At 67.0% G+C, this 14,491-nt stretch carries 8 protein-coding genes and 2 pseudogenes; 4 read left to right on the top strand and 6 right to left on the bottom strand.

Annotated features, from left to right (window positions below; all coding sequences use genetic code 11):
* Positions 1-81: 81 nt before the first annotated feature.
* Positions 82-355 (top strand): annotated as a pseudogene (locus ABD743_RS05025) (transposase family protein); the annotation flags it as partial.
* Positions 356-362: 7 nt separating this feature from the next.
* Here the strand turns inward: ABD743_RS05025 and ABD743_RS05020 are convergent.
* Complete coding sequence (locus tag ABD743_RS05020) at positions 363-1,736, bottom strand: ammonium transporter (protein WP_344719338.1); 1,374 nt, start codon at positions 1,734-1,736, stop codon at positions 363-365.
* Between the two features lie 55 nt (positions 1,737-1,791).
* Positions 1,792-3,420, bottom strand: a complete 1,629-nt coding sequence (glsA, locus tag ABD743_RS05015) for a glutaminase A (protein WP_344719539.1) — start codon at positions 3,418-3,420, stop codon at positions 1,792-1,794.
* A gap of 1,121 nt (positions 3,421-4,541) precedes the next feature.
* On the opposite strand from glsA, the gene ABD743_RS05010 reads away from it, so the two are divergent.
* Positions 4,542-4,928: a DUF302 domain-containing protein gene (locus ABD743_RS05010; RefSeq protein ID WP_344719336.1), complete on the top strand. Its 387-nt coding sequence runs from the start codon at positions 4,542-4,544 to the stop codon at positions 4,926-4,928.
* A 422-nt stretch (positions 4,929-5,350) separates the two neighbouring features.
* Here ABD743_RS05010 and ABD743_RS05005 read toward each other — a convergent pair whose 3' ends face one another.
* Positions 5,351-6,097: a phosphotransferase family protein gene (locus tag ABD743_RS05005; protein ID WP_379659078.1), complete on the bottom strand. Its 747-nt coding sequence runs from the start codon at positions 6,095-6,097 to the stop codon at positions 5,351-5,353.
* Between the two features lie 1,024 nt (positions 6,098-7,121).
* On the opposite strand from ABD743_RS05005, the gene poxB reads away from it, so the two are divergent.
* A complete protein-coding gene (gene poxB / locus ABD743_RS05000) occupies positions 7,122-8,858 on the top strand; it encodes a ubiquinone-dependent pyruvate dehydrogenase (protein WP_344719332.1) in 1,737 nt (578 codons plus the stop codon).
* Positions 8,859-9,557: 699 nt separating this feature from the next.
* Positions 9,558-10,478, top strand: coding sequence for a LysR family transcriptional regulator (locus ABD743_RS04995; protein ID WP_344719330.1), 921 nt, complete (start codon positions 9,558-9,560; stop codon positions 10,476-10,478).
* A 32-nt stretch (positions 10,479-10,510) separates the two neighbouring features.
* On the opposite strand, the gene ABD743_RS04990 is transcribed toward ABD743_RS04995, so the two are convergent.
* The 3 genes and pseudogenes from ABD743_RS04990 to ABD743_RS04980 all read right to left on the bottom strand — a co-directional run bounded on the left by ABD743_RS04990 (position 10,511) and on the right by ABD743_RS04980 (position 14,068).
* A complete protein-coding gene (locus ABD743_RS04990) occupies positions 10,511-11,584 on the bottom strand; it encodes an AEC family transporter (RefSeq protein ID WP_344719328.1) in 1,074 nt (357 codons plus the stop codon).
* Between the two features lie 31 nt (positions 11,585-11,615).
* Positions 11,616-13,328, bottom strand: coding sequence for an NAD-dependent malic enzyme (locus ABD743_RS04985; protein ID WP_344719326.1), 1,713 nt, complete (start codon positions 13,326-13,328; stop codon positions 11,616-11,618).
* Positions 13,329-13,342: 14 nt separating this feature from the next.
* Positions 13,343-14,068, bottom strand: a pseudogene (locus ABD743_RS04980) (YoaK family protein).
* Positions 14,069-14,491 lie beyond the last annotated feature (423 nt).

Here is a 14,491-nt window from a genome sequence, read left to right as displayed (position 1 = left end):
GTCGGCGAACAGGGCGCCGTGCGCCCTGACAATGCTTGATGGATCACCGACTCGCTGATGTCGGATATCAATGTGGCGAATGTGAAAGAGACAGTCGAATTGCTGTCCGGACGAGCGCCGAAGCTGCGGGCGGCATTGCGGAAGGCGAAGCGTGACGGACTGGCCTTGTGATCATCGACGGCACGTTGATCCCGGTCGACCGGATCGCTGCGGACCGGCCGTTCTACTCGGCAAGCACAAACGCCATGGGGTGAATCTGCGGGTGGCCGCGTCGCCGGACGGGACGATCTTGTGGGTGTCGGGCGAGTTGCCGGGCAGCACCCACGACAACGCCGCGGCACGGATCTGGAGAATCGGCATCCTCATTGTCGACGAGGATCCACAGTGGAAGTCTTCTGACAGAGGCCGATTTCGCCGGTGACCGGGCCGCCTATGCTGGAGTAGTCGTAGCCGCGTTGGGCGTGCTCTTGCTCGTCGATGCCGGCGATCTCGGCTTTCTCGTCGATCCGGAAGCCGATCGTCTTCTTGATGATGAGCCCGATGACGAGTGCCAGTGTGAATGAGTAGATCATCACTGCGCCTGCGGCGGCGGCTTGCCGGCCGAGTTGGGTGAAGCCGCCCCCGTAGAAGAGGCCGTCCTTGCCCAGAGCGGTCGGGTTCACCGTTCTGGTGCCGAGGAAGCCGATCAGCAGTGTGCCGATGATGCCGCCGACCAGGTGTACGCCGACCACGTCGAGCGAGTCGTCGAACCCGAACCGGTATTTCAGACCCACCGCCAGCGCGCACAGCAGGCCGGCGGCCAGGCCGATGAGTACCCCGCCGAGGGGGGTCACGAAGGCGCAGGCGGGTGTGATCGCCACCAGTCCGGCGACGGCACCCGAGGCGGCACCCAGGGCGGTGGGTTTGCTGTCGCGGACCTGCTCGACCAGCAGCCACCCGAGCACCGCGGCGCAGGCAGCGACCGTGGTGTTGGTGAAGGCGAGACCGGCGAGGTCGGCTGCGCTGAGTGCTGAGCCGGCGTTGAAGCCGTACCAGCCGAACCACAACAGGCTGGCTCCGAGCAGGACGAAGGGCAGGTTGTGTGGACGGGTTGATTCGCGTGGCCAGCCGGTGCGGCGGCCGAGCACGATGGCCAGTGCCAGGGCGGCGGCACCGGCGTTGATGTGCACGGCGGTGCCGCCGGCGAAGTCCTCGGCTTTGAGGGTGTTGGCGATCCAGCCGCCGTGGGAGTCGGGACCGGTGAAGCCGTCGAAGGAGAACACCCAGTGCGCGACCGGGAAGTAGACGATGCTCGCCCACAGGGCCACGAACAACGTCCAGGACCAGAATCTCACCCGGTCCGGGATCGCACCGGAGATCAGGGCCGGTGTGAGGACGGCGAACATCAGCTGGAACATCACGAACGCCGTGGCCGGTAACGCGTCCGGTCCGGGCCAGGGCATGACGGGTGGTCCAGCGACGGCGACTCCGACGAGGTGGCCGATCGTCTGACCCAGACCGGCGAAGCCGTTGTCACCGAGCAGGCCGCCAACGGTGTCGTTGCCGAACGACCAGCTGTAGCCGAACAGCACCCAGAGCACGCCGACCACTGCCAGGCAGATGAAGTTCATCATCAACATGTTCAGGACGCTGTTGCTCCTGACCATGCCGCCATAAAAGAACGCGAGTCCCGGGGTCATCAGCATCACCAGCGCGGCGGCGGCGAGCACCCAGGCGGTATCGCCGGTGTTGAGCATTGTTCCGTCCTCCTGCAGAAGCAGATGTCTGACGACTTATCTGGAGAGCCGGGAGTCAGGAGACGGCGGCGGCCTTGTTTTCGGCGGGTGTGCGGGTGAGGAGCCGCGCCACGGCGGTGTGGCCTTCGCGGTCGGCATCGGTTGCCGGCGTTCCGCCCCAGCGGTCACGGGCGTGGGGGTTGGCGCCTTGTTGAAGCAGGTAGCGCACGACCTCGAGTTGACCTTCGGATGCCGCAAGATGGAGGGCGGTGCGGCCGTCGTAGTCGGAGGTGCTGGGGTCGATGCCGGTGGCGATGGCGCCGCGTACGTCGTCCAGGTCGCCTTGGCTGGCGGCCCAACACAGGCGGACGACGCCGTCGGCCGTGGATTGGTTCTTCCGTCGGCGGGGGTCGCGTTTACCGGATTCGTCGCCGCTGACCAGGCCGTCGTACACGTGAAGGTTGTACTTCTCGACGAGCATCTGCGAGAACTTGATGCCTCGGACCGAGTTTCCGAGTTCGTCGAGCCTGGGCGACCAGACGGCGATTCCCATAACCTGCGGGACGACGATCATGAGAGCTCCGGAGACTCCGCTCTTGGCAGGCAGTCCGATGCGGAATGCGAACTCTCCGGAGTAGTCGTACATGCCGCACGAAGACATCAGGGAGAGGCATTTCTTCACGTTATCCGTACTGAAGAGGCGGGTCTCGGCCAGTGGTGCGACGCCGCCCGTGGCCAGTGCGGCGGCGGTGGCCGCGAGTGACTCGGTATCGATCTCGATGGAGCAACACTGAAAATAGAACTCCAGCGTGTTCACGAGGTTAGCGCCGGACGGAAACGCTTTCTTCTCACGCATGAAGTAGCCCAGTGCAAAGTTCCGGTCGGCGCTGTCGCGCTCGGACAGGTAGACCGCGTTGTTGAACCCGACCCGTCCGCCGCCGGCCAGACGCCGCCAGGAGTCGGCGACGTAGTCGAATCGGTCGGCCATCATGTCCGCGGGCCGTATCAGGGAGCTGCACATGATCGCCCCGGAGTTGATCATCGGATTGTGGGGGATGCCCTTGTCGCTGAGGGACAGCTCGTTGAAGTGCACGCCGCTGGGCTCGCAGCCGACGTGCCGGTGCACGGTCGACGCGCCGTGTTCCTCCAGGGCCAGCAGGTAGTTGATCGGTTTGCACACCGACTGCAGGCAGAAGTTGACGCTGTAGTCGCCCACCGAGAACCGCTGGCCGTCGGTGGTACAGACCGCGATGGCCAGCCGCTCCGGGTCGACCCTGGCCAACTGCGGTATGTAGGTCGCCACCGCCCCGGTTCGCTCGTTCAGCAGCTCTTGATATATCGACTCGATGTCCTGCACGAAACGCGGGAAGTCCGGGACTACCAGTTCGCCCCGGATGGCCCGGCTGATGATGCCGCTGTTGCGCTGACAGATCGCGATGAACCTGTCCAGGTCGAGCCGGCCGCTGTCCTGGCCCGGCGTGTCCAACGCGCTCCACGCGTCCTGGATCCGCCGATCGTCCGCACGGATCCCTGCGTTCGTCAGCCGGGTGAGCACCTCGAACGGCGAGATCCTCCCTCGCGAGTCCTGCGTGAACGAGTCGAAGAGCGCCTTGTAGGACCTCTGCTTGTCACTCAGTTCGGGTGCGCCCGAATCGCAAACTCCGACGGATCTCACTCGGGCGGGGGTGGGCTGCGTCTTGCTCATTTCCGTTCCCTTCGCAGGATCTCGGGGATGACATCGTGGTACGCGGGCGTCCTGTAGTGAGATCAGAAGTACCGACGGGTTGGCCGGGTCGGTCGATCGCTCGATCGACCGCATGGTGACCAACGGCGCCAGGCGTGCTGCCGCGATCTCCCCGCCGCGGGCCCCTTTCATGCCGCTGCTCGGTACTCGGAGCGTCCTGTCGGATCGGAGAACGAGACGCGTTCGACGACGAACCAAGTTCCTATTCGTACCAATCATCGCGCTAGCCCTGCAGGCCTCGGCGCTTGCATCGCTATGAGGAGGCCAGCCTCAAGCCGGCACCGTTCGCATCGCCCCCGTGGTCGACCCCGGACTTCACGCGGGTCGACCACGGGAACGGGACCCGTGCTTCGGCGAAGGCGGTCTGAATGGATACAGGCTTCGGCTCGTGGCCTGCCACCGGTGCCCCTGCGCGCACAGCTCGTGACGACACCGGGCCGACTCGGTAGTCGTGGCGCGGCGTAGGCAAATCCTCGTATTCGGCGCAGACCAGATAGTTGCAGGGCGCGTCCCGGAGGCCACCGCGAGACCGGCGAGATCGGGGCGTCGCGGTAGGTGCGGCGTGGGTGGGTGGGCGGTCCGGGCCGGTGTAACGCGGCGCAACGGGCACGGGGTTGGACGGATAACACGGACGGCGCGGCGAGGATCGGCGCACGTTGCCCAGGTCGATATCGGCGTCCCAGTCGCGCATGCCCACCGCACAGCGCATCGCTACGGTTGCCACTTTGTACGGTTCTGATCACGGATCGACACCAGCGCAGGCACCGCTGGCTTGAGAATCACAAGATCCGAGTCCGGCACAACGACCCCCGTCAGCACGGCGCTGTCGCAGCCGACACTTGACGGAAACCACTAGCGCTCCCGTTCACAGTCACCTCTACCCGGGGCGGTTCCCCGGGTTCCCGGGATTTGGCCTGTGCGAACCCCGAGGCATTTCCGGGGGCGAGGCGAAGCTGTCGGCATGAGACTGGCCTTCCCATGACGATGCAGCTGGCCATGCTGCGGAGGGACGTGCTGATGATCACTAGCAGACATGAATCTTGTTCTTGGCCGAAGGCACGATCAACTTGCCAGGATGAGCGATGAGCGATCTGCAAATCACCCAGAGTGCCAACAGCTACCAGCAGACGGTAGCAAGGCTCGAGCGCGAGCTGGCCAACCGAGGGCTAAATGTGTTCGCCCGAATCGATCACGCTGCAAACGCTAGGACGGTAGGCCTGCGGATGCCGGCCACAATCGTCGTCACCTTCGGAAGCCGGCTGACCGGGATACCCCTGATGATCCACACACCCGACCTGGCCCTCGATCTCCCGCTGCGCGTCCTGATCCGCCAGACCGACCATGGCGTCGAACTCGTCTCCACCGACCCCACCGCCCTGCTGGAGCGTTACGGGTTGCCTCCCGCCTCAGCGGCACCGCTGACCGGCATCAAGACAATCATCACGGCCGCCGCCGGGTCGAGGCCATGACGACACAGCAACTCGGACGAGCCCCTGAGCAGCGGTCAGCGGCTGATCGGGCGCGGAGTGCTCACGGCGCCAGGCGTTCACCCAGCTCCCCGGCGTCCCGTCATGGATGCCTAGATCCAGCTCATACCGGGCCTGTTCGATCCGGTCCGCGAGCACATCAATAGTCAGCGACCTTGACTCTGCGCGGCGACCCCCGAACAACCGATAGGGACTCGCCGCGTCGAGCGGTCCGTGGCACTGGGCGTCTCGCGTGGCTGCCACGGTAAGCGTTGTTGTGACGCGCGCACCGACTGGCTCACCCTGATCCGAGTCGTGCGTCGGCTGCCGATGTCGCCGACCGGCTGCCCGGGATCTTCGAGGACCATGACCTCGTCGGTCCGGTCGACGACGCGCTTCGCGAGAGCCGTCGGGCTCCTGCAGCCTCACATCCGGGATCTCAGCACGTCGACCTCGCAGCCTGGCGAGGACGGGTCGAAGCCGTGCTCGACCAGCCAGCGGATCGCCAGCAGGCTTCGCAACGACCACCACGCCCGGATCATGTCGAGGTCCACGTCGGTGCCGTAGCCGGCGACGACGTCGCCAAGGTGCTCCTCGTGTCCGAGCGTCAAAGTGGCGAGGTCGAAGAGGGCATCGCCCTGGGCCGCCTCGGACCAGTCGATCACGCCGGTGATCTCGGCACCGTCGACGAACACGTGGGTGATCTGCAGGTCGCCGTGCGTGAACACCGGTGTCCATGGCCGGAGCGCAGCCTCGGCAACCCGGCGGTTGCGCGTGACCAGGTCGGTGGGAAGGACGCCGTTCGTGATGAGCCACTCGCATTCGCGGTCGAGGCGCAATGCGATCTCGTCGAGGCTCCGGCCGGGCCATGGCGGCAGCGGCGCGTCGTGCAGCATCCGTGTGGCAGCACCCGCCGCGGCCCACGCCGCCGACGACGCGATCGACGGCTCGCCGAGGCGGCCGAGTGCCGTCCCTGGGAGGGCGCCGAGCGCGAGCACGGGCGGCTTCCGCCACAGGACCTCCGGAGTCGGGATCGGCGCCATAGCCATCGCCTCGACCTCGATGTCGGTGCGCGTCTGATCAGCGTCGATCTTCAGAAACACGTCGCCGACGCGCAGAGTCGCGCGCTCGTGATGGGCGACGACGACCTCGACCTCTTCCACGTCGGCCATAATCGCGGGGGATGGCCATCGACGTCGCCGGTTTATCGCGTGCGGCTGCGCGGCTGACCGCGTCTCGCGCGTGATGCGCGTGCCAGATGCGTGCCAGATCGAGCGCGGAGTCGCAGACACCCACGGCAAACCACAACGCCGCGTCTGCGCAGGTCAGCGCGGCGGTGTTGCCCTTGACTTCCAAACTGGCTACGCGGGTTCGATTCCCGTCGCCCGCTCTGCGTCTGACCAGCTGGTTTAAGCAGCGCGCCTGCGCCGCAGGCGACTTCGTGACACGAAACGTGACACGGACTGCATCAGCGTCGTGACGTGGCGACTTCGAAGGTGCGTCGGCAGGCCCGTGCACGAGGCAGCATGGATGTCTTGCCCAGCGGGTCGTTGCGGGTGCGGGTGTACGCCGGCCAGGACCCGCTCACAGCGGGACACCATTCGCTGGTCGGCTAGGGGTGTGACGTCCCCGTGGTGGAGGACTGCACCTTCCGGATGCTCGAGCCGGCCGAGATCCAGGCGGCGATGCCCCTTGCGACGCGACTACCGGGTCCGCGGCACCCGCCGCGAGCAGGTGCGTTAGCTCGGCAACGCCATCACCCACCCGCCGCGGAGTGGCTGACTCGGCCCGTTGCCGAGTCATTGGCTCGCCGCCGTGATCGTGGACGAGAACGTCGGATCAATCAATATTAGATCGCCTATTACCGAGCTACTCGGGGCTTAACTTCGCCTACTAAGCGTAAATCCCTCCATCAGTCTATCGACCATGCCGCATCCGGGGAGGACTCTCGCGGCTACCGCTGAAGAGGGAAACGGCACGACTGTGAGGTGCTCGGGCAAATAAAACGCAAACGCTACTTCGCAGTTTCAGGGGGACTGGCAATCCCAACCTTGCTCGACGAGTCCCCCTGACAGTGATCCTCTCACCCCAGCCGGGAAAGCATGACTGATGTCGGATAGGTAATCAGAGCACGGCACCGAGGGTCGGGTCGTTCGCAGCTCGCTGCAACTCCGATCAGATGGAAGGGAACACGTTATGGCGGGCACGGTGGCCGATGCGATGGTGGCGAAGCTGAAGGCGTCCGGGGTGCGCCGGGTGTACGGGATTCCCGGAGACTCGCTCAACGGGTTCACCGACGCGCTGCGCCGGGACGGCGCCATTTCCTGGGAGCACGTCCGGCACGAGGAAGCCGCAGGATTCGCAGCGGCCGCGGAGGCGGCGTTGACCGGGGAGCTGGCGGTGTGTGTGGGTAGCTGCGGCCCAGGCAACCTGCACCTGATCAATGGCCTGTTCGACGCCAACCGCAGCAACGTGCCGGTGCTGGCGATCGCCGCGCAAATCCCTAGTGAGGAGATCGGTGGGAGCTATTTCCAGGAGACTCATCCGCAGGAGCTGTTCCGTGAGTGCAGCGTGTACTGCGAGCTGGCCGGCGTGCCTGGCCAGGTTCCGCGGCTGCTCGAAATGGCGATGCGCGTGGCGTTGCAACGCGGCGGTGTCGGCGTTGTCGTCATCCCGGGGGAGGTGTTTCTGGCCGATGCTCCGGCCGGAGCGAGTGCAGCGCCGGTGCGGGCGGTATCGGCAGAGGTACGCCCCGACGAGCGCTCCCTCGCGGCCGCGGCGGAGGTGCTGAATGCGTCTACCCGCGTGACCATCTTGGCCGGAGCGGGCTGCGCCGGCGCGCACGACCAGCTGATCCGACTCGCCGAAGCACTGAAGGCGCCGGTCCTGCATGCGTTCCGCGGCAAGGAGTTCGTCGAGTACGACAATCCCTACGACGTGGGGATGACCGGGCTGATCGGGTTCAGCTCCGGGTACCGGGCGATGGAGCACTGCGACGCGCTGCTCATGCTCGGCACCGACTTCCCGTACAGGCCCTTCTACCCTGAGGGCGTTCCAGTAGTACAGGTCGACGTGCGGGGCGAGCGGATCGGCCGCCGGGTGCCGGTCCAGGTCCCGCTGGTCGGCACCGTCAAAGACACGATCGACGCGTTGCTGCCGCTCATCGACTCGAAAACAGATTCGGCGCACCTGGACCGAATGACCGCACATTACCGTCGGGCCCGCGCCCGACTGGACCGCCTGGCCAGGCCCGGATCGGACGGCTCGCCCTTGCACCCGCAGTTCATCGCGGCCACCGTTGACCGCCTCGCTGCCGCCGACGCCGTGTTCACCGCCGATGTCGGCACGCCGTGCATCTGGGCAGCCCGCTACCTGCGGATGAACGGAACCCGGCGGCTTATCGGTTCCTTCAACCACGGCAGCATGGCCAACGCGCTGTCGCATGCGATCGGGGCCCAGGCGAGCCACCCCGAGCGGCAGGTCATCGCACTGTCGGGAGATGGCGGGCTGGCGATGCTGCTTGGGGAGCTGCTCACGTTGCGCCAGCAGCAGCTTCCGGTCAAGGTCGTGGTCTTCACCAACGGCGCCCTGTCGTTCGTCGAGCTGGAAATGAAAGCGGCCGGGATAGTCACCTTCGGCACTGATCTCACCGATCCTGACTTCGCAGGAATCGCCCGCTCAGCCGGGCTGTTCGGCGCGCGGGTCGAGGCGGCGAACGAACTCGAGGGTGCGCTGCGTGCGGCGTTCGATCATGACGGCCCCGCTCTACTCGACGTCCGCACTGCCCGGCAGGAACTCGCGCTGCCACCCAAGCTCACCTACGGCCAGATCAAGGGCTTCACGCTCTACGCCACCAGGACCATTCTGTCCGGAGAAGGCAAGGAGCTCATCGAGCTCGCTCGGACCAACCTGCGGGAGCTGTCCGTCGAATGACGCCGCGCCGCCGTCCCACGAGCACGGAGCTCAGACGGGGACCGCGGCCACCCGGGCGATGTCGGTACGCGGGTCGGTCCCGAATTCACCGCGAACGACGCGATGCCCGCTCCTCCGCCGCAGCGTGGGCTTCGTCGGCGACCTCGGTGTACTCGCCCATGCTCAGCATGCGTGGCACCCGGATACCGGCGGCGGATCCGGCGAGCAGCCGCCACGACGGTAGCCCGGTCGCCTTGCCGTGCAGGTCGTGCAGGGCAATATCGACGGCGGCGCGCGGTGTTGTTGGCGATGACCCACTCGGTCCGGTCGAGCGCCTCCTCCGCGGCGAATGCGTCGGCCCGGGCAACGTGGGCCGTAGACCATTGGACGGGCGAACGCCTCGCCGACTCCGACGAGCTCGTCCTCGGTGTTCACCCGGATCAAAACATGGTCAGCAATTCTCAGCACACCGGTTGAAAGCCGGCGGATGACGGTACGGGATCGAGTACGGCACGGTCTCGATTGCGGTGATCTTCATTAGCGTCTCCGATGCGCGTCACTCACCGACCGTGCAGGCTCGGTGAGACGGTCCTGAGTCGCGGGTGACCTTGTCGCGACGCTGCGGGGCATGGCCACCGCTGCCGTCAGCCTGGGCTCCCCGGCGGCTATGCGTCCAATTCCTCGTATTCCTCATAGTCATGTCGTGGCAGTATTGATGCCGTGGACCTGCAGGTTTTGCGGTTCTTCCGGGAGGTCGCCGACGGCGCGACCGTGACGGACACTGCTGCTCGGGCGCACCTCACTCAGCCCGCGCTGTCTCGGGCCCTGCGCCGGATCGAGCACGAAGCCGGCGCCGAGCTGTTCCGGCGATCCGGTCGTGTTCTGCGCCTGACCCCGGCCGGACATGCGTTCAAGATGCACGTGGACGACGTTCTGGATCACTACGACCAGGGCCTGCGGGCTGTCGAGGAGATAGTCGCTCCGGAGACCGGTCTGGTCCAGCTGGCGTTTCTGCGCACCTTCGGCACCTGGCTGGTCCCGGCGGTGATCAGTAGCTTCCTAGAGCTCTGGCCGCGAGCCCGTTTCGAATTGCGGCAGCACGGTGAGGCCCTCCTCGTCGACGAGCTCGTTGACGGCACTTCCGACCTCGTCATCACCAGTCGCGATCCAGGTAATCCCCAGCTCGTGTGGGAACGCGTGCTCGTCGAGCCGCTGCGGCTGGCCGTACCGCCGAACCACCGGCTCGCGCACCGGAAGAAGGCCAAGCTGGCCGAGGTCGCCGACGAGAGCTTCATCACGCTGCGGCAGGGATACGCCCTGCGGGAGACCACCGAACTGCTCTGCGCGGAAGCCGGGTTCGCCCCGCACATCTGCTACGAGGCCGACGAGGTCGCGACCCTGCGCGGCCTGGTCACCGCTCGTCTGGGCGTGTCTTTGCTACCGCTTCCTCAGACGGCTACGTTCCCGCCGTCACCCACTGGACACCCGGCGCTTCATCTCGGCGTGACCGATGTCCGCGCTGAGCGGGACATCGGCATGGCCTGGGCGGCGGGACGTACCCTGCCGCCGTTGAGCGAGACTTTCCGCCGGCACGTGCTGGCCACCGCACCCCTGACACTCCCAGGTGACTACGCCGGGTAGTTGTTCGTCAGCTGCTCGTCAGAGGCGTGCTGTCACCGGGTGAGATGGATCATCAGGGGCAGTGTGACGAAGGACAGCACGAGGGTCAGTGCCACCGCGGACGCGATGACCTGCTCGTCTTTCTTGGTTCCCTGACGCGAGGCGAGCATCATCGCCACGGGGGAGATGGGGAACGCCGTGATCAGCGCTGCCTGGGCGGCGATGGCGCCGGTGGTGATCCACTGTCCGACGACCCAGGTGAGCAGCGGCTGGGCGACCACGCTGGCCAGGGCGATCGCCCACACCTCGAGGCTGAGCCGGGGGCGGCCGGCGCGGGCGACGGTGATACCGACGAACAGCAGGGCCGCGGCGGAGGATGCTCCGCCGATCAGGGTCAGCGACGATGAGATGATCGTGTACGGATGCACGCCGACGAATGCCAGGACCAGGCCGAGCAGTGGTGCCCAGGCCAACGGCTCACGCAGCGGGCCGAGCACCCGTGCGAGGACCGCGCCGGTGCCGCTGTGGGCGGGCAGGGCACCGGACGCCCCGGGGACAGTGGGTGCGCGGTCTGCGGCGGGTGGCGGGGGCCCACCGGCGGCGCCGACCAGGACCGGTGCGGCTGTGCGGACGGCCGTGATCTCCGCGGTGGCGTGGGTCCGGCTGCGCAGGTTGAGCAGGATCAGTGCCACGGGGACGAGGACGACGTTGACCAGGATGCCGGCCACGGCGATCGGGATGGCGGCCTGCCGCGGGCCGAACAGCCCGCCGAGGATGGAGATTCCCATGAAGGCGAACTGCGGCTGGACGCAGGCCAGGGCGAGCAGGGCGCTGCGCTGGATCGTCAGCCGTGCCCCGAAGCGCAGCGCCAGGACCAGGATCGCGTAGAGGCCTAGCAGGCCCAGGGCCAGCAGGCCCACGAGGGGCCCTTGCCCGAGCAGCACGCTGCGCGGGGTGTTCACGATGCTGACGAACAGGACCGCCGGCAGTGCCAGTTGGATGGTGAGGTCGCGCAGCGCTTGGGCCCGCCCTCCGTCGAACAGGCGCATGCGGCCGACGCAGTACCCGACGGCTACGACGACGAACACCGGCACCACGATGGTGAGGATGTCGGCGAGACCGATCATCGAATCTTCCTTTTCTGGTCGAGTGAGGCGGTTAGACGGCGTGGATCGGCGCGTACCGGGGCTGCCACATGGCCGCGTGGACACGCTTTTCGATGTCGTCGTCGAGGGTCTGGCGGGCCACTCCGTCGCGGACTGCGGCGCATGCCACGGCCACGGCGACGGCGGCCGAGGTGTCGCGCAGCCGCACCGGCGGCGGCAGGATCGGCGCGCCGGGCGTGGTCGGATCGGTCAGCGCGGCGACCGCGTGGACCGCGGCGGTCAACATGCCGTCGGTGATCCGGGTGGCGCGCGCCACGATGGCGCCCAGGCCCAGGCCGGGGAAGATCAGTGAGTTGTTGGCCTGCCCGATCTGGTAGGTGACGCCCCCGTGGGTGACCGGATCGAAGGGGCTACCGGTGGCGACCAGGGCCCGGCCATGGGTCCAGGCGAGCAGGTCGGCGGGCGTCGCCTCGGCGAGCGGGGTGGGGTTGGACATCGGCAGGATGATGGGGCGCTCCGTGTGTGCGGCCATCTCCCGGACGATCGGTTCGGTGAAGGCGCCGCCCTGTCCCGAGGTGCCGATCAGGATGGTCGGCCGGACCCGGGCCACGACCTCGGCCAGCGCGATGCCGTCCAGGGCAGGGTCGCGGTTCCACTCGGCGACCTCGTGCGCGGGGCGGGCGTAGGGCACCTGGGAGTCACGCAGGTCGGTCATGTCGTCGGTGAGCAGGCCGTACCGGTCCACTGCCCAGAATCGCCGGTTGGCCTCGTCGCGGGTCAGGCCGTCCGCGATCAGGGCGTCGCGGAGTTGGTCGGCGATGCCGGTGCCCGCGGTGCCCGCGCCGAGCACCACGATCCGCTGCCCGTCCAGGGTGGTGCCGCTGGCCTTCACCGCGGACAGGACCGCGGCCAGGTTCATTGCGCCGGTGCCCTGCATGTCGTCGTTGAAGGTGAGCACCTGGTCGCGATATCGCTCGAGGATGCGTCGCGCGTTGTCGGCACCGAAGTCTTCCCAGTGCAGCAGCGCGTCGGGGAACAGTGAGCTCGCGGTGGTGACATAGGCATCGACGAAGGAGTCGTAGGTTTCCCGTTCTGCCCGCAGGTGCCGGTTGCCCAGGTACAGCGGGTCATCCAGCAGCTCGCGCCGGTTGGTGCCGACGTCGAGAATGACCGCGAGGGTGCGTGCCGGGTCGATGCCTGCCGCGGCGGTGTACACGGCGAGCTTGCCGACCGCGATGTCGATCCCGCCGACGCCCCAGTCCCCGATGCCCAGGATCGCCTCGGCGTCGGTGGCTACGATGAGGTCGACGTCGCCGGAGCCCAAACCGGAGGCGCGCAGAGCGCGCTCGATGTCCTCGGGTGCATCCACGGAGAGGTAGATCCCGCGCGGGCGACGGTATTCGTTGCTGTACCGCTGGATGGCCGTGCCGACGGTGGGCGTGTACACGATCGGCAGCATCTCGGCGAGGTGGTCGCCGACCAGCCGGTAGAACAGCACCTCGTTGCGGTCGTGCAGGGCGGTCAGGTAGACGTTCTTGGCCAGGTCACCGGGCTGGGCGTGGTACTGCGTGTAGGCGCGGGTCGCCTGCTGGTCCAGGCCGAGTGTTCGGGGCGGCAGGAGACCGACAAGATCGAGCGCGCGCCGTTCCTCGTCGGTGAACGCGGTGCCCCGGTTCAGCCGGGGATCCGTCAGCACCGCGTGGCCCCGGGCCGTCGTCTCCCAACGTCCGTACTCAGTGTTCCAGGTGGTCGGGTTGGCATTCATGGTTGTCTCCGGATTCACAGAATCTGTTGGTGGGAAAGGTTTCCGTCCGTGTGGTGCTGTTGCGGCCCTATGGCTTTCTCCTCGGGCGGAACCGAACCGGCGGCCGTCGAGCGGGCGTTGAACCCGAGCAGCAATACGGCAGCACCGATCAGGGCAGCTGCCAGCCACGCCGTGTGGTTGCCCCAGGCCGTGGTGCACGTACCGCCGAGCAGCGCACCACCGAAGAAGGCGGCACACACCGTGCCGAAATGCGTGAGTTTGCGCGCCTCGGCGCGGTCACGCAGGCTGAGCCACGCGACGGTCGCGTCGACGAACGAGCGCAGATTGCCGGTGGTCATCACAGAGCTGTAGGGCCAGTCGCGCAGCTCCCGGAATGTCGAGGTCTGCACGGCCGCGACGAACGAGATGCCCAGCGTCGTGACGTAATCGGGCTAGCCTGCGGGCAGGCCGCCGACGATCAGCAGAAACACCAGTTCCAGCAGCAGACAGTCAAGTTTGGGCCGGCGAACCAGGGCGGTCACCCATGGTAGGTGGAGCAGGTTGGCGATGGCGACGCCCGCCAGGAAAGCCGGAATCGTAGTCAGGCTGTGCATCGCCTGGGTGCACTGACCGGCCACAATCGATACACCGACGAGGACCACGTTGCCGCTCATGGTATTGGCGAAGACGTGTCCGTGTCCGACGTAGGTGAAGGCGTCCAGAAAGCCGCCGACCACCGCGAGTAGCAGCCCGAGCCCCAAGGACCGATGAGTAGTGCGAGCCGTGCGGTTGCCGGAGTGTGTGCCCACGGTTACCGGGGGGACATGGCGCAGAGCAATCTGCTCTGTGACACCCGGCATGGTCGTTCTCCTCACGATCTCGTCGTCCGCAGTTGAGCGGATCTGAGACCAGTATTGGAGGACCGGGGTCTATTCGTCCAATGCCTATATTTTCTTGAACCCATGCCGTGGCCGCATGGATGTCCGGTAACGCAGCCACCGGGCCTTCCCAGGTCGCAATCAATAGCGCCACTGTGACCGGCACCGCGTTCAAAGCGCACCACATCCAACCGTGGCGCGACAGGTGCACGGCGCTGCAACTGTTCAAACTCCCCCGGCTTCACGGGGCCCGTCCGTAGGGGAGGCAGGAAGGGCGGCAGGGATGCTCATCGAGCGGTCTTCTCC

The sequence above is a fragment of the Pseudonocardia yunnanensis genome, from assembly GCF_039534065.1.
GTDB lineage: Bacteria > Actinomycetota > Actinomycetes > Mycobacteriales > Pseudonocardiaceae > Pseudonocardia > Pseudonocardia yunnanensis.
This window is presented reverse-complemented; position numbering and strand designations above follow the sequence as displayed.

Excerpts from the sequence above, each read along its gene's own strand:
- ABD743_RS05020 (WP_344719338.1), bottom strand. The coding sequence starts at position 1,736 with ATGCTCAACACCGGCGATACCGCCTGGGTGCTCGCCGCCGCCGCGCTG.
- glsA (WP_344719539.1), bottom strand. The coding sequence starts at position 3,420 with ATGAGCAAGACGCAGCCCACCCCCGCCCGAGTGAGATCCGTCGGAGTT.
- ABD743_RS05010 (WP_344719336.1), top strand. The coding sequence starts at position 4,542 with ATGAGCGATCTGCAAATCACCCAGAGTGCCAACAGCTACCAGCAGACG.
- ABD743_RS05005 (WP_379659078.1), bottom strand. The coding sequence starts at position 6,097 with ATGGCCGACGTGGAAGAGGTCGAGGTCGTCGTCGCCCATCACGAGCGC.
- poxB (WP_344719332.1), top strand. The coding sequence starts at position 7,122 with ATGGCGGGCACGGTGGCCGATGCGATGGTGGCGAAGCTGAAGGCGTCC.
- ABD743_RS04990 (WP_344719328.1), bottom strand. The coding sequence starts at position 11,584 with ATGATCGGTCTCGCCGACATCCTCACCATCGTGGTGCCGGTGTTCGTC.
- ABD743_RS04985 (WP_344719326.1), bottom strand. The coding sequence starts at position 13,328 with ATGAATGCCAACCCGACCACCTGGAACACTGAGTACGGACGTTGGGAG.